The organism is Bacillus mesophilum (genome assembly GCF_008923265.1).
Taxonomy (GTDB): domain Bacteria; phylum Bacillota; class Bacilli; order Bacillales; family Cytobacillaceae; genus Cytobacillus; species Cytobacillus mesophilum.
Genome location: NZ_WBOT01000007.1, coordinates 104,958 through 124,563, shown reverse-complemented (window position 1 = coordinate 124,563; position 19,606 = coordinate 104,958). Strand labels below are relative to the sequence as shown.

Below are 19,606 nucleotides of genomic sequence, written 5' to 3'. Positions count from 1 at the left end.
CTTTATGAGGTTATTTTTATACATTTAGAAAATATATTGCAACTAAGCCTAGTATTTTGTCTTCTTAAAAAGTTATCTTTTTAAACTGGAGGGGTAGAAAATGGGATTATTTAATAAGCTTTTTGGCGGAAAAAAAGAATCACTGCCTGAACAGACAAACTTGGGAAAAAGAACCGAGGACACAATCAGCATGTATGTCGTGTATAAAGACTTTGAAGATACAGAAGAAGATTTACAAAATCATTATGCAGTGGAGGATGAGATCTGGACATATTCAAGCCTAGGGGAGTCCTCGCCGATGTCAGAATATTGGGCAAGGGAGCAAAACCTTCCTTTACCTCTAGACAATAAATATCCTTATTTTCTCTTATATCACGACTTGGGTAAAATCAATTACAAACAACCTCTATTCCAATCCAGCAGTAAAGAAGAAGTTATGCAGTTTTTAGAGAAATATGAGGGTGTAGATGAAGAAAAGTAGTCGGATTTGGCATGATTGAACGAAAGTAAATTGAATTCATTAAGATACTTCCACATATGAGTAGAACCTCGCTATTTGGGTAGAATAGAGATAAAGGGAGGTGTCTATCTCATGGCAAAAGATGTTTTGTGTGAAGTCAACAGCTGTGCTTATAATATCAATTCTGAGAACAAATGTGGTGCAACGCAAATTTATATTGTCAATAACAAAAAAGATGATGCTTCGACTAGCAGTGAAACCGACTGCAAAACGTTTGAACCCGCAGATTTATAAGAATGATGGAGGCAACCGGCTATGGTTGTCTCTTTATTTTTTTATACCATAAACATTTAAAATATCCATGACCATTCTTTTTGCTGCTAAGATAAGATTGCGGAAGGATCCTTTGCCTTACATTTCTATCTATAGTGTTGATAATAATTATCATTATTATTCGCAAAAAGAGAATTAATTGAAATTTTTTATAGGTATTTTTTTAATAATATCGAACTAGTTCAATATATGAATACAATGTTTATCGGAAAGGAAGGGAAGAGAGAATGATTATATATGGAGAAGGGGTGCCGTCTTATGAGGTGGGGGAAGGAGTGAGCCGAAAAATTTTAACCCGTGGCGGAGGATTAATGATGGTTGAAGTTACCTTTAAAGAAGGAGCAATAGGGGCGGTCCATCAACATTTCCATGAGCAAATCAGCTATATTATAAAGGGAAGTTTTCAATTTGAACTAGGTGGAAATGTTCAGAAAGTGACAGCTGGAGATAGTATTTATGTGCCATCAAATGCATCTCATGGTGTTAGATCGCTGGAAGAAGGTTCGGTCATTTTGGATGTCTTTTCACCACAGCGAGAAGACTTTTTAGAATAGGCTCATCATTTTATCTTTCAAGATAATCTATCTGCTCTTCATATATTTCCGTATAATGTAGGGAGAATGGAAAATTAGTACAGATATTTTAGGGGTAAAAGATGAAGAAAAAAAATCTGTTTCTTTTAGTTGGATTTTTTGTAGTTTTACTTATTTTAGCTAGAGCACTATGGATCATGTTCGTATTCAATACCTCAGTTCCCCAGGCTAATGGTGTCAATGGAATCGTCCATCTCAATCATTTAACTCAGTCAGAAATCGCACTTGGAGGGCAATGGGAATTTTATTCGGATGAATACATTATAAGTACTGGTTCATTTTCTGAGGGGCGCAAAGAAATCGTAACGGTAGAAGACATGTGGTATTCATCTGGCGGCTATGGAACATATCGGATAATGATCAATCACCGCCAAGGGGAAAATGCTAACGAACTCTACAGTATTCGTTTTCCATCTGTACGGGCAAAAACAGCCATCTATATAAATGGCCAATATTTAGGCGGTTCAGGGAACGCTATACCAGAATCCACTCCATATGATGTTCAATTTCTGCTAAATGGAGAACACACGGAAGTGGTCGTACATGTTGAAGATCTTGGTGTAGACATGAAGAAGAACTCTGGAGGCGGTATACTTTTCGGTAAAAGTGAATTCGTTGAGAGAAGTATACAACTTAGCTCCTTAAGCCAAATAGCTGTGGTTGTTGTGTTTTTACTGCATGGGTTGTACGTTTTTCTTTTGTATTTAATCGGATTCAGAAACAGAGCACTTCTATTTTTTGTGATGCTCATGCTTAGTGCTTCTTTAATGGTTTTAATTTCAGATAATCGATTGCTTCTATCTGTTCTTCCAATGACTTATGCAGAGCTTATAAAAAGTATATTTTTTATATATACGTGTACAGCATTATTTCTCTTTTTGTTTATAAAGTATTTCCTATTTGATTACAAACTTCCTAAATTATTTAATTATTATCCATATATTTGCGTCATATATATTTTTTTTATAATTACTGTGCCTGTACATCTCATTCTGAATTACAGCTTCTTTCTTGGCGTGATCCTGTTTATATCAGGACTGGCAGCACTCATCCAGTTTGCCAGACTAGTCATCAGCGGTCGGGAAGATGTTGTATTTCTGTTTTTTGCAGCGGCAGCAGTTTTAAATAATGTTTTTTGGTCGATCTTAAAGTATCGTATCACAGTAGATTATCACTTTTATCCGTTTGATATCATGGCAGCTGTTATCTTATTTTCTGTTTTTTGGCTGAAAAGTTATGTTCGCAAAGTAAGAGAAACAGAGATACTATCTTCGGAATTGCTAAAATCGAATAAACAAAAAGATGATTTTCTAGCCAATACATCTCATGAGCTTCGCAATCCTCTTCATGGAATTTTAGGGATTACCGAATCACTCCTAAAAAAAGAAGAAAATACCGATTTACAGCTAATTTTAAATATTGGCAGGAAAATGTCATTGCTGCTTGATGATCTGCTTGATTTTACAAGATTAAAAGAAAAAGGGATACTTTTACATATTGAGAGAGTAAGACTGGATTCTGCTGCAACAGGGGTAATTGATATGCTGAAGCATATGAACACCGGGAAAGAGCTAGAAATCAAAATGAGTATAGACGGTAATTTTCCTAGTGTAGCAGCTGATGAAAGAAGATTGATTCAAATTCTCTATAATCTGGTGCATAACGCGCTTAAATTTACAGAGACAGGGTCAGTTGAAATTCGCGCCCAGCATGATGAAACGAAAGCAACCATTTATATAACAGATACAGGCATCGGAATGGATGAGGAACTCCAAAAGCGAATTTTTAAACCCTATGAACAAGGTGATCCAAGCATAACCTCCATTGGCGGCGGGATTGGACTTGGTTTGTCTATTTGTAAAGAACTGATCAATCTCCATAAAGGTGAATTATCTGTTCGCTCAATCCTTGGAGAAGGAACAACCTTTTCTTTTACATTGCCAGTAGCCGGCAGGGATGAGAGTTTTGCACATAGGCCATCTGCTATAAAGCAAAGGAAAAGTAAAGAGAGTACGCCGAAGCTGCCAGCAGGAGCGCGAGTAGAACAAGGAAGATCAGCAAGCATTCTAGTTGTAGATGATGATCCGGTTAATGGAAAAGTTTTGGCTGATCTGCTCAGCAGCGAAGAGTATAATCTTACAACTGCAGTCAGCGGAGAAGACGCTATAAAGCTTCTTAATCAAAAATGGGATCTCATTATCAGCGATGTGATGATGCCAAAAATGTCTGGATATGAGCTGACAAGAAGGATACGTGAGAGATATTCAATCTCAGATTTGCCTATTTTATTATTAACAGCACGTAATCGCCCTGAGGATATGTATGCCGGTTTTCAGGCTGGAGCAAATGATTATGTTGCCAAACCGGTTGAAATGATAGAGTTGCAAGCGCGAGTGGATGCACTTGTACATCTGAAGCTGTCTGTTCAGGAACATTTAAGGTTAGAAGCAGCTTGGCTGCAAGCTCAAATCCGGCCGCATTTTTTATTTAATACTTTAAATACAATTCTGTACTTACAGGAAGAAAACCCAGATAAAATGCGGGAGATGCTTGAAGCATTTATCATTTATCTGCAATCCAGCTTTGATTTCCAGAATTCAATGAGACTTGTGCCTATCCAGTATGAACTTGAGTTAGTTAAAGCTTATTTGTTCATTCAACAGGAAAGATTTCAGGAAAAATTAGAGGTGAACTGGGAGGTTGAAGAGGATCTCCATGTAATGATTCCGCCATTATCCATCCAGCCAATCGTTGAAAATGCCCTTCAGCATGGCATCTTGCCGGGGAAAAATAGAGGAAAGCTTCTTATCTCAATAGCTAGAGAGAGTGAGGGGGTTAACATAACGATTTCTGATAATGGCATCGGAATGACAAAACAGAGAATGGCTGAAATTTTTTCGGATGATCGGCAGAAAAACCGCGGAGTTGGAGTCTGTAATACGAACATGCGTTTAAAAAAGTTATATGGAACGGGTCTGCAAATGACAAGCAGTCTTGGTCAAGGTACCACAATCTCTTTCAAAGTAAAGAATGAAAGATAACGTTTGGAAATGATTGTTAGTTATAAAACTAGAATTATAGTGATTATATCTATAAGTTGGAAGATACTGATATTGCATAATCTCAGTATCTTTCTTATATAAAAATACCTTTAATTCAAGAATCTCGAATTAGTGAGCAAAATTCATGCTTTTTATATATTCTTCTACTATAATGATTAAAGGATTGCCTTAAACATAAACATTATGTTTTGTTTTCTTTATATAAAAGGTCCTTAAAATCATTTTACACAGGAGGAATTATGACATGAACGTATTAGTAGTAAAAGCAAATAACCGTCCGGCAGCTGAAGGAGTTTCCAGCAAAATGTATGAAACATTTATGGAAGCATTACAAGGTGCTGACCAATTAAATGTGACAACTTACGATGTATTCGCAGAAGATACACCGTATTTCGGACAAGATCTTTTCAACGCGTTTGGAAAGTTACAAAGCGGAGAAGAATTAACAGATCTTGAACAAAGACTATTAGCAGCAAAGCAAAAAGCAATGGACGCTGTATCAGCAGCTGATGTTGTAGTGTTTGCATACCCATTATGGAACCTTACAATCCCTGCGAAGCTTCAAACATTCATTGACTATGTTTATGCAGCAGGATTCTCATTCAAATACGATGAGCAAGGCAACATGGTTCAATTAATGACTGACAAAAAAGCAATCTTCCTAAGTGCTCGCGGCGGAGTTTACTCTACTCCTGAAATGGCTCCAATGGAAATGTCCACTAACTACTTGCGCAATGTAGTTGGCGGTATCTTCGGAATGGACATCATTGACGAAGTAGTAATTGAAGGCCACAACGCAACACCTGACAAAGCAGCTGAAATTATTGAGGCTGGATTAGAAAAAGTGAAAGAAGCTGCAGCAAAACTTGCTAAGCTACCACAAAACGCTTAAATAATAGCCTAAGATCAGACCAGGAGACCTGTTTCTCCTGGTTTTTTTTATTGAGTAAATGTTATATAAGAGTGCGTAAAGACAAGATATCCGCAAAACTTTCGTTTATCTATAAATCCTGAACATGAACCACCTTTTTGCAAACACGCTCTAAAGTAAACTTTGCAGCTAAAAAAAAGGTTGATGTATCTCACTAAATTAGATTATTATCTAATTAGATGATAATCTAATTTAGGTGGTGTAGAAATGCTCAGCTTGTTTAAGGAAGAAAAAGAATACCGAAAACTTTTCAGCGCAGGTGTGCTAAATGGCATTGGCGACCGTTTTAGCCAGGTTGCTGTTCTAGCTCTATTATTGGAGCTGACAGGATCCGGTTTTGCTGTTGGATTGACTTTAGCGATACGAGTCATTCCGTTCCTGCTGTTTGCTCCGCTTGGCGGCTGGCTTTCAGATAAATTCTCCAAAAGGAGCATTCTGGTGTTAACGGACCTTATACGAATATTCTTTGCTCTGTCCTTTTTATTTGTTAAAAGTCCGGACCAGGTTTGGATTATTTATGTTGGGACGTTTATTCTCGGAGCAGGAGAGGCTATTTACGCACCTGCGAGAAAATCAATAATTCCGATCATCGTAAATCAGTATAATCTTGTAAAAGTAAACAGTTTAGAGCAGGTGATGATAGGATTTATTTTGATAGGAGGCTCTTTAAGCGGCGGGGTGGCTTCGTATTACTTAGGGCCAAACATTACTTTCGGGGCAAATGCTGTATCGTTTTTACTTGCTGCCTTAATCCTTTCGCGCATGCAGGTGAAAAAAGAGAGTGTAAATGAGATCATTTCCGAAAGCACTCAACGAGAAAATACAATTGCCTTCTTGTTTTCTTCTAGTCTGCTTCTTCTGCTGCTGGGAAGTGAGTTTCTTATACCGCTCCTGAATGGAATAGATAATGTACTGATTAGTGTATATGCTGTTGAAGAATTTCATCTCGGTGACTTGGGCGTTGGCATTTTTTACGGTTCACTGGGAATTGGGCTCATGCTAAGCTTTATTGTAGGGGAGCGGCTGCACAATCATTTGCTTATCATCGGCTTTTCAGTCCTTATTTTTGAAGGATTATTTCTTATCATATTGAGCGAGGTGCACTCTGTATCGATTGCTGTTTTAGTCTATATCACCATTGGATTTTGTGCTGGTGTGGGAGGTACTTGTTTTGATTCTACCCTTATGAAAATCGTGCCGAAAAATAAACAAGGGTCTGTATTTGGTTTATTTGCAACCATCTCTAATTCTATGATCGGCATCTCCATGTTTGGTGCTGGCATTGCTCTTGAGTATGCAGATAATCGGTGGCTTGGCATGCTGGGAGGCGCGGGTTTTATGATCGCAGGGGTGCTGCTGCTGGCGGTGTATCTTTCTTTAAAAAACAATAAAGACAAGATGCCCTCGGGTAGGGAATCAGATGTAAATGCATGAAACCTATTTGCTTGCCAATCTGAAAGTTAACAATGTATCCATAATAGAGAGTTCCTGGACACTGCTGTGTTTCAGGAACTCTCTATATGATTACTCTAACTGAAGAGAGTTTGTGATTACTGTCAGAAAGGTTTATAGGATAATAGTTGGATGGTACAACTGGGTCGCTATAGTACAACAATTTTGAAAAAAGGGGAGAGGGGGCCAATTGCGGCCCCTTAATCTGTTCACATGGGAGGTTATTACCTCATATTTAATCCTTCATCCTTAATCCGAACACTCACATTAAATGTTATATTGGATTTCCCGAAAGCATCGCCCCAATTGTCACTTACCTTTTCCCAATGCTTATATTGAAAGGCCCGCGCATATTCTCCAAATCCTACCGGGTCTATTCCGTTTTCTTGAAAACTCTTTACGAGTTTGATGAAATCAGCGGTTAATTTTTCTTTTAACTCTTCTTCTATTTTTTCGCGATCTTTATAAGGATCTTCGTTTAATGCTTCTTTAATATAAATGGCTAGTGAATAGTCTGTCTCAAAGACAAATTGATCGTTTTTATATTTAACTTTAATTTTTCGATTTAAATCTCCGACATTATAGCTTAAAAGCTTTGTTTGAAAGGGATTGGTGTCATCTGTGCTTAATTTTGTTGTTAAGAATAATTGATCAAGTTTTGTGCTGCTCAGAAGCTGCAGCAGTTCTCCTTCGTATTGATTAATATCTGAAACATACATATCCTTATGGTTTAATAAAGTAAATCCGCTTAAATTAATGCTGTTATTTTTATAGGTAATACGCGGAATAAAGCCGGTTTTTGTTTTGGAATAATGATTTGATTGCACATCATGCAGAGTGGTTTCTTGTGTAATATGGCGTTTATCTCCAGTCTCGATAAGCTTCGCCATATGCAATGGCAATCTGATTTTATCACTGGGACTGCTATAAATTACATCGGCAACACTTTCTTCCACTACAATCACCTTGCAATTAATGGAAGAAAAAGAATCTCGGTACAGGGTGTCCAAAAGGACGAACCAGTTCTCAGACTGAAGCACTTTTTTGCTGATTAATAAAACCTGCATCTTTCCTTTACTAATTGTGCCCGCTAGAAAACTATCCAGTTCACCTCTTGCCTCCCTTAAAGATGAAGCTTTAACGCTATACTCTTCATTTTTATCCAATACTTCCTTATCAAAGACTGGATTTGAGCTATAAACAATTAGCTCGTTATTTTCATTTAGATCAATTCCAAGCATTAGCGTCATGGTTATATCTTCAATATTCGTTTTATCATTGCAGGCGGATAAAATAAGTAAACTTAGTAGAAGCAGGGAGTATATTTTAGCTTTCAAGCTTTTCACCTTTTCTAAAATGATAATGAAATAAAGAATATATATATAGCAGGAGTGCAAATACATAAATAAGGCTGCCCATATATGTAACAATGGTTCTCATTGTGTTAAGCATGGACCAGTCTTGGTCAAGTATTAGTGTAGCGATAATAAAAGAAAGCAAGACCGGGAGAATGATCTTCTCGCAGCGTCTTACACTTATGATTTGGCTTAAACAGGTGGCGGTGAAATAAACGTATGGAATCCAAGTTGTTGATACAACGAACATATACATCGGTAAGAGAATGATATCTAAGCGTTCGACATAACGGAAGCGTATATTGCTCATTTGGGTTAGAACGGGTTCAAAGTAATTTACAATCGTATCTGGCCCATAAAAAAGATAACAGGCAATCGTCGTGCTCACATAAATAAGCAGAGTAATGGTGTTGGCGGTAATAGCTCCTCTAATGGCTTTCTTTTTATTACTAAGATAAGGATAAATAAAAAAGATAATTTCAAACCCTAAGAAGGAAAAAACGGTTAATTTTGTGCCCTCTAAAATAGGCATGATACCATCATTGAAAAATGGCAGAAAATAAAGCCAAGCACCTTTTTCTAGTGGAATATACAATAAAAATAATATCCAGAAGGTCAGAATAAAGGTGCTTTCTGCATAACGTCCAAGCACTTTTACTCCGCCTCTTGAGATAATAAACGTCGGGATTACAAGGAGAGACAGGAGAAGAGAAACGCTTGTTCCTGGTAAAATCCAGCTCTTTAGGAGCATGACCATAGAAAGCATTAATGTGTAGGAGAAGAAAACTAAATAGCACGCAAAATAAAAAATAACCATCTTGCCGAGTTTATTGCCCAAATATAGTACGAATATTTCCTCCGCTGTATTTTCAGGAAAGCGTTCCATGGCTTTTATGATTAGAATACTTGTAAGAGAAGCAACTCCCCACCCTAAAATAATTGATAAAAAGCCACTTGGTCCTGCGAGTTCTCCTAGTTCACGCGGCAGAGACAAAATGCCGACTCCCATTTGGGCGCCATGGATTAAAAAAATGTATTGCGCTGTATTAATTTTTCCTTTCATTTAATCCATCCTTTGCTGACGATTGCTTTGACTTGCCGATCTTCCAAATAGGGAACCGAATGAGACTATCCTTGAAGTCAGAGCTTCGGAGCGGATTTAGTAAAGTTCCATAAGGGGCACCAATAGACTCTAGCTTAACAATATGACCTAACAGAGTCATAAAGCCTACTGCTATTCCAACAACTCCAAAAAGTGAAGCGATAATCATCATCGGAAAACGCATTAGCCTCACCCCAAGGGACATATCATAATTTGGGATAATAAAAGAGGAGATCGCTGTTAAAGAAACGATGATTACCATAAAGTTGCTCACAATTCCTGCCTCAACAGCTGCTTGCCCGATTACAATACCCCCAACAATTCCAACGGTTTGTCCAACTGGCGCGGGCAGTCTTATTCCTGCCTCTCTTAACATCTCCAGTGTAATTTCCATTAACAGTGCTTCCACTAATGGATCAAAAGGGATTTCTGCTCGTGACTCTCCGATAGTAATTAATAAACGAATAGGGATGATTTCGTAATTAAAAGAGACGATGGAAATATAAATGGCTGGCAGAAAGATAGAAATTAGTACAGCAACGAACCTTAAGATACGCACAAACGATGCCAGCATCCACCTTGTCGTATAATCATCAACACTTTGAAAAAATGACATGATTGAACCAGGTGCAATCAATACACTTGGAGAGCGATCTAAAAGGACGCATATTTTTCCTTTAAACAAGTCAATCGTTGCTTGATCCGGACGCTCTGAGATCCTGAATTGAGGGAATGGAGAGAAATGATTATCCTCAATATACTCTGCTAACTGTCCAAGATTGATGAGATGATCACCCTGGATGCCGGTTATTCTTCTCGTTAGTTCAGCTATTTCTTCTTCCTTTGCAGTTCCATCAATATAGACGAGACTTACAGACCTATTCAGCTCTCCTTGCAGCTTAATCTCAGCTATTTTTAATTTTGGGGACGGAATGAATTGCTGTAATAAGGCAATATTTTGGCCGATTTGTTCACTAAACCCAAGATGTGATCCTTTTAGCGTTGTTTCAAAAATAGCATCTTCAATCGATCTGCTTGGACCTCCAGCTGTATTATATATGTATGCTTCATTATGTTCGTTAAGGAGAAGGACTGTACTGCCATTTAAAAGCCCGTTGACTACTTCCTGAAGATAAGACGTCTTTTGATAATCGGCAATTGTGGTATGTGACGACTGCTGCCCATCCTTTGAATAGAGGGGTGGGATGATATGTTCTTCAATTTGCTTGAGATCAGCTAAATCACGCAAGTAAACAAGTGTGCCATCTATTTTACCCTCATGAATCGTTACCTCTCTGAATGTTAAATTAGGAGTTAATGTGAAGGTTTGTTTTAAGTTGAAGAGGTTTACCTGTAGATTAGGGCTAATCTTTCCATTCGTTGTATTTGTTGTGTTTGACAAGTTCTTTTTATCTTTGAAAAAACGCATCACAGATCTCCTTTTACAAAGCTGAAAAACGTTCAGTATGTTTTTCTTAAGATTTCCAAAGGAGTGAGACAATATGTAGAAAGCAGAAAGACTACTTTGTTAAGAATTCGTAAAAAATAGAGGAACCATTATGGCTCCTCTATAACAGATTTGAATCTAAAATATGCAGATGAATAAGTGCAAGAGCCTATGCAGCAATGGCAGTTTTCTATTAATGATGACTAAAAATTTTAATTATAACTTTAAGGTCATAAACATACTGTTAGGATCAGGAACATAGTCTGCAAAAGGTTCACAATAGTGAAATCCAGCTTTTTCATACATGAGGCGGGCAGGCAGAAAGGCTTCCATAGAGCCAGTTTCTAAACTCAATCGTTTATAACCGCGGTTTCTAGCCTCGGCAATAATATAATCCAGCATCAGCCGGCCCACACCTTTCCTGATATGGACAGAAGAAGTTTTCATCGACTTCACTTCACCATGATCAGGTGCTAACTCTTTTATTGCACCACATCCAAGCAGTTCCTCATCCTCCCACACGCTCCAAAAAGTAACTTCAGGCTGTCGTAGCCCATCTAAATCTAGTGCATGAATACTCTCAGGAGGAGAGTGAAGTGTCATGCTTTGTAAATGATCCTCTAGCAGCTGTTTAATTTTGGTGCTTGTTAAATCGTCTTTTTTAATTTCCATAACAAAATCCTTTCACTCATATTCTTAATGAATATCATATTTCAAGTTGAGTATTAATTACCAGAATAAAATGAAAAGAAATTGGAAAAGTTGTACAACTCTTTTACAATAAAGTAAACATGTCTGTTAGAAATGAGGTAGAGACACATGGAATTGGAATCTATGAAAAAAACCATTAGCAGCTTAAGTGAAACAGATGCAAAATCTTTGTTACTTCTCTTGTTTGCAAAAACAAATCAATGGAAGCAAATGGGGAAGGCGGATTCAGAACTGGCGATGGAAATTGAAAAGATGTACAACGGACTTGAGAGGGCTATTCAGGAGGAGAGAAGTAAGAAACAGATTAAGGAATATGAACGGATTCATATTGTATTTGGAGCTTCCCCGGCAGGCAGTCTTCGAGTGGCTCTTAAGACAATGGAGCTTGAGCATAAAGAAAAAATTATCGTGTTTGGAGATATGCTCTCCATAGGACCGGTCTATCAATTACATACAGAAGAAGGACAGGAAAAACGCGCGAATTGGATGTTAACCGCTTTTCCTTATGATGAAGAGGACTGGAGAATAAGCGGATATGAAAAAAATCTCCATGAAATCACTGCAATCAACGAGAATCAGCCTATTACCATTTGGTGTTCTAACAGTGCACATGAGCAAACGGCACTTCGTTTTGTTCTGTTTCTATTAAAGGAGCGAAAAAATCAAATTCAAGTGATTAATGCTGCTGACTTACATGAAGCACTATTCAAAAAAAAGGATATTGAATATCAAGTGCTTCATACAGGAGAGATTCCACCAGAGAAACTGCAGATTATTTATGAGAAAAATAATGGAAAAAACTTGACTAAGCAGGACAGGGAAACACTTGAGCAAGAGTGGCTTTCCTTAGCAGAAACGAAGACATGTCTAAGAATATCAATTGAAGGAATGATTGTATCTGCAGATGAAGCTTATTTTGATAAAGAAATAATTGAAACAGCCAGGGAATTGGGTATGCTAGATGAATTTAAAAAATCGGCTCGTCTCATTGGCCAGGTTCTTGGAGAATGTGAGCAGCATATTGGAGACTCCTTTATAGAATATAGACTCCGCAAGCTGATTGAAAAAGACATCTTTGAAGTAAAAGGCAGTCTGAAGGCGATGAGATTTTATAGTGTTAGGTTAAAGATCTAAAAGGAAATTGAATGGCCGTCCAATCAGGTATTTCTAATGGACGGCCATATGATTTTCTTGCCTTCAGTTCAATCCTCTAATAGAGTCGGCGGGATATCATAATCCTGCTGTTTTTTATAATCCGAGCCTTCTGTGTGCTTTAAATGCTTATGGCTTGGATATGTTGATTTATGTTCATGTGAGAGCTTTGCGACTTTGCCTTTGTCTGTATTAACCAAGATAAAATCCTCCCTTACTTATCAAATCCATCTTTGCTTAATGGAATATCTTTGCCGTTTACATTCTCGATCTTCCCGTCAATTGTGCCTTCTGTTAATGTATCAGAAACTTGTTCATGCGTATGAGCAAGACCAGAAGAGAGTTGATCCTCTTTTTTATAATCATCCGGACGATACGTTCTGCCTGCAAGTTCTAAAGACTGTTGATTTTTCTTAGTCATTTAACATTCACCCTTCCATATACTTTTCGGTTTTTTTGAATAGAAAGAGGCACACCGTTCTTAAAGATATATAGCGGCCATATATTTTAGTATGCTTCTGTACCATGTATCAGATGAATGTTAAAAAACTCCTATTGAACAAAGAGGGAGCCTATGAATGCAGAAAAAAGCCAGAGAATCAGGTTCTCTGGCTTTAACATTTAGATGGCATTAAATCCTATCCTTAGTTTTCTTTCACTTCTTTACGGTTTTTCTTCAGCATTTTGGATAAAACTTCATATACAATTGGAACTATAATTAATGTTAATAATGTGGAGCTTGTTAAGCCGCCAATAACGGTAATGCCAAGTCCTTTTGAAATCAGACCGCCGCCGCCATCTCCAAAGAGCATCGGAATTAATGCACCGATTGTCGCAATAGCTGTCATTAAGATAGGACGAAGACGAGTAGCTCCTGCTTCAAGGATGGCCTCACGCATATTCAAACCTTCACGTTCCATATGAATGATTCGGTCAACCAATACGATTGCATTGGTGACAACAATTCCTATGAGCATAAGGAGACCCATCATAACAGATACGGAGATTGTTTCTCCAGCTATAAGCAATCCAACGAAAGATCCTATTACGGCGAATGGAAGCGAGAATAGAATGGCAAATGGTGCTGCACCTTCACCAAATGTAACAACTAAGATAAAGTATACGATCGCAATCGCTGCCAGCATCGCGATACCAAGCTGTGTAAAGGTTTCATTCATATCTGCAGCAACACCAGCAACACCTGTTGTCACTCCATCTGCAAAGTCTAAATCATTAATCGCTTCATCAGCATCGGCTGTTGCAGTAGATATGTCATCACCGATAACAGTTGCAGACACAGAAGCATAGTATTCGCCTTGACTTCTAGCAAGCGTATTAAGTGTTGTGCCTTCCTCTACTGTAACAAGTTCGGAAAGTGGCATCGCCATTCCCATTGGTGTATCAATTTCAGTATCTAGAAGTTCATCAATTGACTTAGGTTCAGCTTGCTGATCTTGCTGAATAATAACATCAAGTGATTCACCGTCTTTTTCAATTGTTGTTAGTACTTCTTTTGTTTCTGTGTTGCTTAAAGCCATCACAATTTGACCAGTTGTTAAACCATATTGCAGAACATCTGCTTGGTCTACATTAAATACATACTCTACATATGCGTCTTCAGCACTTGAAGATACCTCTTCAAGTCCGTCGATTTCGTTTAAGGCGTCTTCAGCCATTTTAACTGATTCGTTCAGGTTTTCTAAGTTTTCACTGTAGAATGTATAGCTGACTTCATTTGTGGACATCCCCATGGAAGAGAAATCTTGGCTTTGCCACTCACCAGATTGGCCAATATCAGATACATACTCTTCAATGTCTTCCCGGACTTCTGGGAAGTTATCCATGTCAGGATCAAAAATTAGGTACATTAGCGCACCGCCAGCACCGCCACCCATCATGGCTGCAGCTGGATCAGAAGAAGCCTCATCCTGAATGGAAAGCTGCACAATATCAATATCTTCGCGCTTTAGCATTTCTTCTTCAACAACAGTTACGTTTTCTAAAGTGTTTTCAGATGTTTCACCTGTTTCCGGTGTATAGGTTAAATACATAACCTTCTCTTCTTCACTGCCTAAAAAGCTAAAGCCGATTAGAGGAGTGAGCGCTAAGCTTCCTACTAAAAGGAGAACAGCGATCACAGAAGTAATAATCTTATGATTTAATGTTTTTTCAAGAATGCCTCGGTACCATAATGCCAGTTTGCCAACTTCTTTGTGGCTGCTTTCTGTTTTTTCACTGTACAGCTTCTTTTTAAATAAGAAGTGTGAAAGAGCTGGAACAATTGTAACAGCTACAATTAATGATGCACCTAAAGCAAACGTCATTGTTAATGCGAATGGCATGAACAATTCTCCAACCATACCGCCAACAAAAATTAACGGAGCAAAAACAGCTACAGTTACTAATGTGGAAGATAAGATTGGCTTAAACATTTCAATCGTTGCTTCTCTAATTAGTGCACGGCCTGTGAGTTTCTCTTCTTTTAAATGCATGCGGCGATAAATATTTTCCACAACAACGATCGAGTCATCAATAACTCGTCCGATCGCTACTGTAATCGCCCCAAGCGTCATAATATTTAATGTAATGTCCATCCAATTCAGCAATAGGAACGCCATAAAAATGGACACTGGAATGGAAACGATAGATATAATGGTTGATTTAATATCACGTAGGAATAGAAGGATAATTAATACAGCGATTAGCCCTCCAAATAAAGCTTTTTCAATCATCGTGTGAACAGATTTTTCAATTGGAGCGCCTTGGTCTAAAGAAATATCAACTATTAGCCCATCAATTGCTTCTTCTTGTTCTTTCGCAAAATCTTTTACTGCATTTACTACATCAACAGTATTATCCTGCTGACCTTTTACAATCTGAATGGCAATGGCATTTTCACCATTTGTCCGTGAAACAGATTGCTCTCGTCCCACCGTTTCAATTGTAGCGATATCTCCTAATGTAACAAATGGAACTTGATTTTCTTCTGAAGGAGTAATCGGAATAAGAAGCTCTCTTAGCTCCTCAACGGATGTAACTTTCCCGTCAACAGCGACTGCCTGTTCACCATCTTCAAACTCATAAAGGCCAAGAGACATAGCCATATCACTGGCTTGAATCATTTGTTTAACATCATCTTCTGTTAAGCCAAGTTCAGCCATTCTTTCTTCATTAAAAGTAAAAATAGCTTCCTCAATATGCTGACCGGAGATCGTTGCAGAAGCAACACCGTCTATTTTTTCAAGATCCGGCAGAATTGTATCTTCTACTCTTGATGTTAATTCAACAATATCCTCTGAACTGCTGCTAATAGATAAAGCAACTACAGGCATCATGTTCATCCCAATAGAAGTTACAGTAGGTTCCTGAACATCTTCAGGGAGTGTTACAGTATCTAAAGCTGACTCAAGTTCTCTTTTCTTTTCATCCATATCAATTCCATATTCGTATTCAACCTGAATACTTGCTACATTGGAACTGGAATTAGAGAAAACAGCTTTTACATCTTCAAGTCCTTCAATGGCACTTTCAATAGGTATTGAAACGTCTTCCATTACCTTCTCCGGAGTTGCTCCCGGATAGATTCCCATGACCATTAGATATGGAATATTAATGTTCGGAATCGTTTCTGTTTTCATTTGTGTTCCTGAATAAATGCCCGATGCAGTAATAATGATCGTTAATAACCATACAGCGAGCTTGTTTTTCAGGACAAAATTTACTAAACCTTTCACAATTACACCTGCCCCTTTATTGACTTTGTTCAATTAATTACATATACTAATGACTAATCGGTCATTTGTCAATTGATTTCATTTAGGAGAGTATTAAGATATGGTAAAGAAACAGTTAATAATGGAAAAGGCACTGGAACTGTTTGCGGAACAGGGATTCGATGCTACTTCTGTACAACAGATTACTGAAAAGAGCGGTATATCAAAAGGTGCATTTTATTTATCCTTTAAATCAAAGGATGAGCTAATCTTTGCTTTAATTGATCATTTTATGAGTGAAATCGTTTCCAATATTGACTATCTGGTCAGTGATGGGGGATATCAAAAGGATGAGCTGTTATACCAGTTTTACCTGACCATATTAAGAAACTTTGAAGAACACTCTAATCTAGCCACTGTTTTTATGAAGGAACAAACACATTCCTTGAACATGGAACTAATCATGAAGCTTCATTTTTATGATAAACAAATTAATCGTGCCATCCTGAAAATGATTGATCAAATTTATGGCGATTCAATTGCGGCTACAAAGTTTGATCTGCTTTATTGTGTAAAAGGATTTATGAAAATGTACTCGGAGCTTTTTATCTTTTCAAAGCTTCCGCTTGATTTGAAGTTGCTGGCCAGCTCACTTGTTGAAAAAACAAATTTGCTTGCAAAGCATTCCACGGTGCCTTTTGTTACAAAAGAGCTCGTTAACATGCTCGATTTGCCGGCAGAAAGTCCTCCAACGCAAGAAACCCTAGTCAAACATATAAATGATTTAATAACTGATTTACAAGAAGGATTTGTAAAGGATGCGCTGCATGAATTAAGAGAACAAATAAATAATCAAACATTAGATCTCTTGCTGATTAACGGATTAGTAGAAACTGTGCGCCAAGATGGCCAGTTCATGTGGGTTGCTTTTCTCCTCCGCCGCTATTTTAAATTAAGCTAAGATTTTACTAATATAAAATTTTGTGCAGCCTCAGTGATAAGGTCCAGTTCTAGGACCGAGCCAAAAAGCGACATGTGAAAATACACACTAATATTAAGGAACCCTCAGCCTCACCTGAGGGTTCCCTTTATTTTGTAGCCCCTTTTGCTCCGAAATCAATGATCTTTAGATCTACTTTAAAATGGATGTTCGCTTTGCTGAAAATTTCATCCATATTGTTTTTGTTTTGTTTATAAAATTTAGGGTGCTGAGATCGGATATAGTAAAAGAAACCTGGCGCATCTGACTTTAAGTCATTTTGTAATTTGTTTAAAATAATCTCGACCTGTCGTTCAACTTCTTTTTCAGCTTCTTTTTCAATTTCCTTTAAATAAGCGGAGTTAAAAGAATCTTCGTTTGAATACCAGTCTTCAGAGAGACGGGTATCATATTCGGTTGAGATGTTGATTGTCACTTGTGAACCCTTAACATTTGTTTTAATTTTTTTATTTGTTTGAGAAATGACCTCCACACTAAAACGTTTCCCGTTATGTTCACCAACGATAATTCCACCTTCAATATTTCCCTCAAGCCAGTTCATATAGGAAACTTCATCTGCGGTTAACATTCCTGCTAATTCAGAATTATTATTAATGACACCAGCTCCATTTAGCTTAAGCATTTTTTCATTAATAGAAACGGATTGGATGGCAAAGCTTCCAGCTGCTTGAAGGCTTGCGGAGGTCTGACCTAATGTAATTGATGGCAGGATCTTACTTGTCGCTGAAATATTCTCGCTTAGTGAATATAGATCATTAGCAGGCACACTTCCGTCTTCTCCTGTACTTAAAATTTGTTCTGCAGGATCTTTAGAAATCATAATGATACAGCTTCTTCTGGTATCATTATCTTTTATAAATTGATTGATTACAGCGTCTAATGGAAGACTTTTTAATACATTCTCATTTATAATGATTAATCGCTGCTGATTTGCAAATAGTACATTTTTAGACATAGCTACTTCTCTTACAGAATCATGAACGGTTCGAGCTGGAACAGTTATATTCTCATATGAAGGAGCTGTAGCTGCAGCAGACTGCCCAGCAGCTGGCAAGAGAATCTGGTGTGTCAGAGATAATTGATCATCCTCTCCAAGGTCAATGCCTACTCCTACTAACAGCGACAAATCTTCTATCTCTTCACTGTCCCAGCACCCGCTTAAGAGAGAGACAATCACAAATAATTCGAGTAGATGCAGGATTCGTTTCATTGTCTTATCCTCCTTTTTACTCCATAAACGAAAAATGTTGCAAAAGGAAGGATGACAAGGACTACAGGAAATGCAAAGCCGAGGAGATCACTGAATATGAATATATCACCAATGTCTTTGGCGTAATTAGCTAAGAGAAATATCAAGGGAACAAGAATGATTAAGTTTGTAGAGAACCTGTTATGAAACACATGTGTCATGCTTTTTACAGCAAAATAAAAATAAAGCATATGTGTGGTGAAAAACTGCAGAATCCAGGTAACTAATAGAAAAAGCTCTAATCTTTCGACGAAGATACCTTGAACTTCAAATGATTGGATAAATGAAATGGTTGGCCACGTGACCGACGTTACCTCATCAATTGTAAGTGTGCTCACAACTAAAATATAGGTTAGCACATACATGCCAACAGGAATAAAACACCCTATTAAAACACCTTTGTTAATATTCAGTTTTTTATCTGTCATACCGTATAGAAATAAAATCAATTCAATTCCAAAAAAAGATAGCTGTCCAGCGGTGAACCCTTTTAAAATAGGCTGTAAGCCATATCCTAATATAGGCTTTATATTCATAAGATCCACAACCTTAAAGCTCATCATATAAATAAAGAGGACAACAATAATGGTAATAGGAAGGAACAAGATACAAACTTTAGCGATTGGCTTAATGCCGCCAATAATCAAGTGAGAAGCAGCTAAGATCAATGCTAAAATGGTTACTTCCATCGGAGTATTTTCAAGCATATAAAAGCGGACCATTTCACTCATTGCCCGGACTTCAAAACTTGCAATAGATAGAAAATAAACGGCTAAGGCGAGGCAAATAGCTTTTCCTGCCCACTTTCCATAAGTCTCTTCAATATAAGAAAAATAATCTGTCACCTTATGTTTTTTTAGCATATAAACAAGGAGAATTAATAGAAGAGCTGCACAAATACCATTAAGGATTAGTATAATCCATCCATCCGTAGTTGTTGCCTTCTCTGTTAAGCCTCGAGGAAGGGTGAGCATTCCTACGCCGAGCATTGCACATGAGAGGATCGAAGTAATTTCTAAATTTATTAGGTTTGGTTTAGCTTCCAT

Annotated in this window: 17 protein-coding genes; 8 read left to right on the top strand and 9 right to left on the bottom strand. The window is 37.6% G+C overall.

Going from position 1 to position 19,606, the window contains the following annotated elements; all coding sequences use genetic code 11:
• Window positions 1-100 precede the first annotated feature (100 nt).
• The 6 genes from F7732_RS18620 (at window position 101) to F7732_RS18595 (ending at window position 6,813) form a co-directional block, all read left to right on the top strand.
• A complete protein-coding gene (locus F7732_RS18620) occupies window positions 101-481 on the top strand; it encodes a hypothetical protein (protein ID WP_151575590.1) in 381 nt (126 codons plus the stop codon).
• Window positions 482-592: 111 nt separating this feature from the next.
• Entirely contained in the window at window positions 593-754 is a 162-nt protein-coding gene (locus F7732_RS18615) for a DUF1540 domain-containing protein (RefSeq protein WP_066450929.1), read from the top strand.
• A gap of 266 nt (window positions 755-1,020) precedes the next feature.
• Entirely contained in the window at window positions 1,021-1,347 is a 327-nt protein-coding gene (locus F7732_RS18610; protein WP_151575589.1) for a cupin domain-containing protein, read from the top strand.
• 101 nt (window positions 1,348-1,448) lie between these two features.
• Window positions 1,449-4,427, top strand: coding sequence for a hybrid sensor histidine kinase/response regulator (locus tag F7732_RS18605; protein ID WP_151575588.1), 2,979 nt, complete (start codon window positions 1,449-1,451; stop codon window positions 4,425-4,427).
• A gap of 265 nt (window positions 4,428-4,692) precedes the next feature.
• Window positions 4,693-5,340, top strand: a complete 648-nt coding sequence (locus tag F7732_RS18600; RefSeq protein ID WP_066450924.1) for an FMN-dependent NADH-azoreductase — start codon at window positions 4,693-4,695, stop codon at window positions 5,338-5,340.
• Between the two features lie 246 nt (window positions 5,341-5,586).
• Window positions 5,587-6,813 (top strand): MFS transporter, encoded by a 1,227-nt coding sequence (locus tag F7732_RS18595; RefSeq protein WP_151575587.1) that lies wholly within the window; start codon window positions 5,587-5,589, stop codon window positions 6,811-6,813.
• A 242-nt stretch (window positions 6,814-7,055) separates the two neighbouring features.
• Here F7732_RS18595 and F7732_RS18590 read toward each other — a convergent pair whose 3' ends face one another.
• The 4 genes from F7732_RS18590 to F7732_RS18575 form a co-directional block, all read right to left on the bottom strand.
• Window positions 7,056-8,168, bottom strand: a complete 1,113-nt coding sequence (locus F7732_RS18590) for a Ger(x)C family spore germination protein (RefSeq protein ID WP_161598911.1) — start codon at window positions 8,166-8,168, stop codon at window positions 7,056-7,058.
• The gene (locus tag F7732_RS18585; protein ID WP_151575585.1) at window positions 8,158-9,249 is read right to left on the bottom strand and encodes a GerAB/ArcD/ProY family transporter; all 1,092 of its coding nucleotides are present in this window, start codon (window positions 9,247-9,249) and stop codon (window positions 8,158-8,160) included. The genes F7732_RS18590 and F7732_RS18585 overlap by 11 nt, the downstream gene beginning before the upstream one ends.
• Window positions 9,233-10,717, bottom strand: a complete 1,485-nt coding sequence (locus F7732_RS18580) for a spore germination protein (protein ID WP_151575584.1) — start codon at window positions 10,715-10,717, stop codon at window positions 9,233-9,235. Before F7732_RS18580 ends, F7732_RS18585 begins: the two co-directional genes overlap by 17 nt.
• A 234-nt stretch (window positions 10,718-10,951) precedes the next feature.
• Entirely contained in the window at window positions 10,952-11,407 is a 456-nt protein-coding gene (locus F7732_RS18575; protein WP_151575583.1) for a GNAT family N-acetyltransferase, read from the bottom strand.
• A 147-nt stretch (window positions 11,408-11,554) separates the two neighbouring features.
• Between F7732_RS18575 and F7732_RS18570 the strand changes: the two genes are divergently transcribed.
• Window positions 11,555-12,580: a DUF1835 domain-containing protein gene (locus F7732_RS18570; protein ID WP_151575582.1), complete on the top strand. Its 1,026-nt coding sequence runs from the start codon at window positions 11,555-11,557 to the stop codon at window positions 12,578-12,580.
• A gap of 68 nt (window positions 12,581-12,648) precedes the next feature.
• On the opposite strand, the gene F7732_RS22700 is transcribed toward F7732_RS18570, so the two are convergent.
• The 3 genes from F7732_RS22700 to F7732_RS18560 all read right to left on the bottom strand — a co-directional run bounded on the left by F7732_RS22700 (window position 12,649) and on the right by F7732_RS18560 (window position 16,332).
• Window positions 12,649-12,798 carry a hypothetical protein gene (locus F7732_RS22700; protein WP_161598910.1) on the bottom strand — a complete coding sequence of 50 codons (150 nt, stop codon included), beginning with the start codon at window positions 12,796-12,798 and terminating at the stop codon, window positions 12,649-12,651.
• 14 nt (window positions 12,799-12,812) lie between these two features.
• The gene (locus F7732_RS18565) at window positions 12,813-13,019 is read right to left on the bottom strand and encodes a YozQ family protein (RefSeq protein WP_151575581.1); all 207 of its coding nucleotides are present in this window, start codon (window positions 13,017-13,019) and stop codon (window positions 12,813-12,815) included.
• Between the two features lie 223 nt (window positions 13,020-13,242).
• Window positions 13,243-16,332 carry an efflux RND transporter permease subunit gene (locus F7732_RS18560; RefSeq protein WP_151575580.1) on the bottom strand — a complete coding sequence of 1,030 codons (3,090 nt, stop codon included), beginning with the start codon at window positions 16,330-16,332 and terminating at the stop codon, window positions 13,243-13,245.
• Between the two features lie 100 nt (window positions 16,333-16,432).
• Between F7732_RS18560 and F7732_RS18555 the strand changes: the two genes are divergently transcribed.
• Window positions 16,433-17,272, top strand: a complete 840-nt coding sequence (locus F7732_RS18555; RefSeq protein WP_151575579.1) for a TetR/AcrR family transcriptional regulator — start codon at window positions 16,433-16,435, stop codon at window positions 17,270-17,272.
• 127 nt (window positions 17,273-17,399) lie between these two features.
• Here the strand turns inward: F7732_RS18555 and F7732_RS18550 are convergent, their stop codons facing one another.
• Both F7732_RS18550 and F7732_RS18545 read right to left on the bottom strand, forming a co-directional pair.
• On the bottom strand, window positions 17,400-18,521 hold the full coding sequence (locus F7732_RS18550) for a Ger(x)C family spore germination protein (RefSeq protein WP_151575578.1): 1,122 nt from the start codon (window positions 18,519-18,521) through the stop codon (window positions 17,400-17,402).
• Entirely contained in the window at window positions 18,518-19,606 is a 1,089-nt protein-coding gene (locus tag F7732_RS18545) for a GerAB/ArcD/ProY family transporter (protein ID WP_151575577.1), read from the bottom strand. The genes F7732_RS18550 and F7732_RS18545 overlap by 4 nt, the downstream gene beginning before the upstream one ends.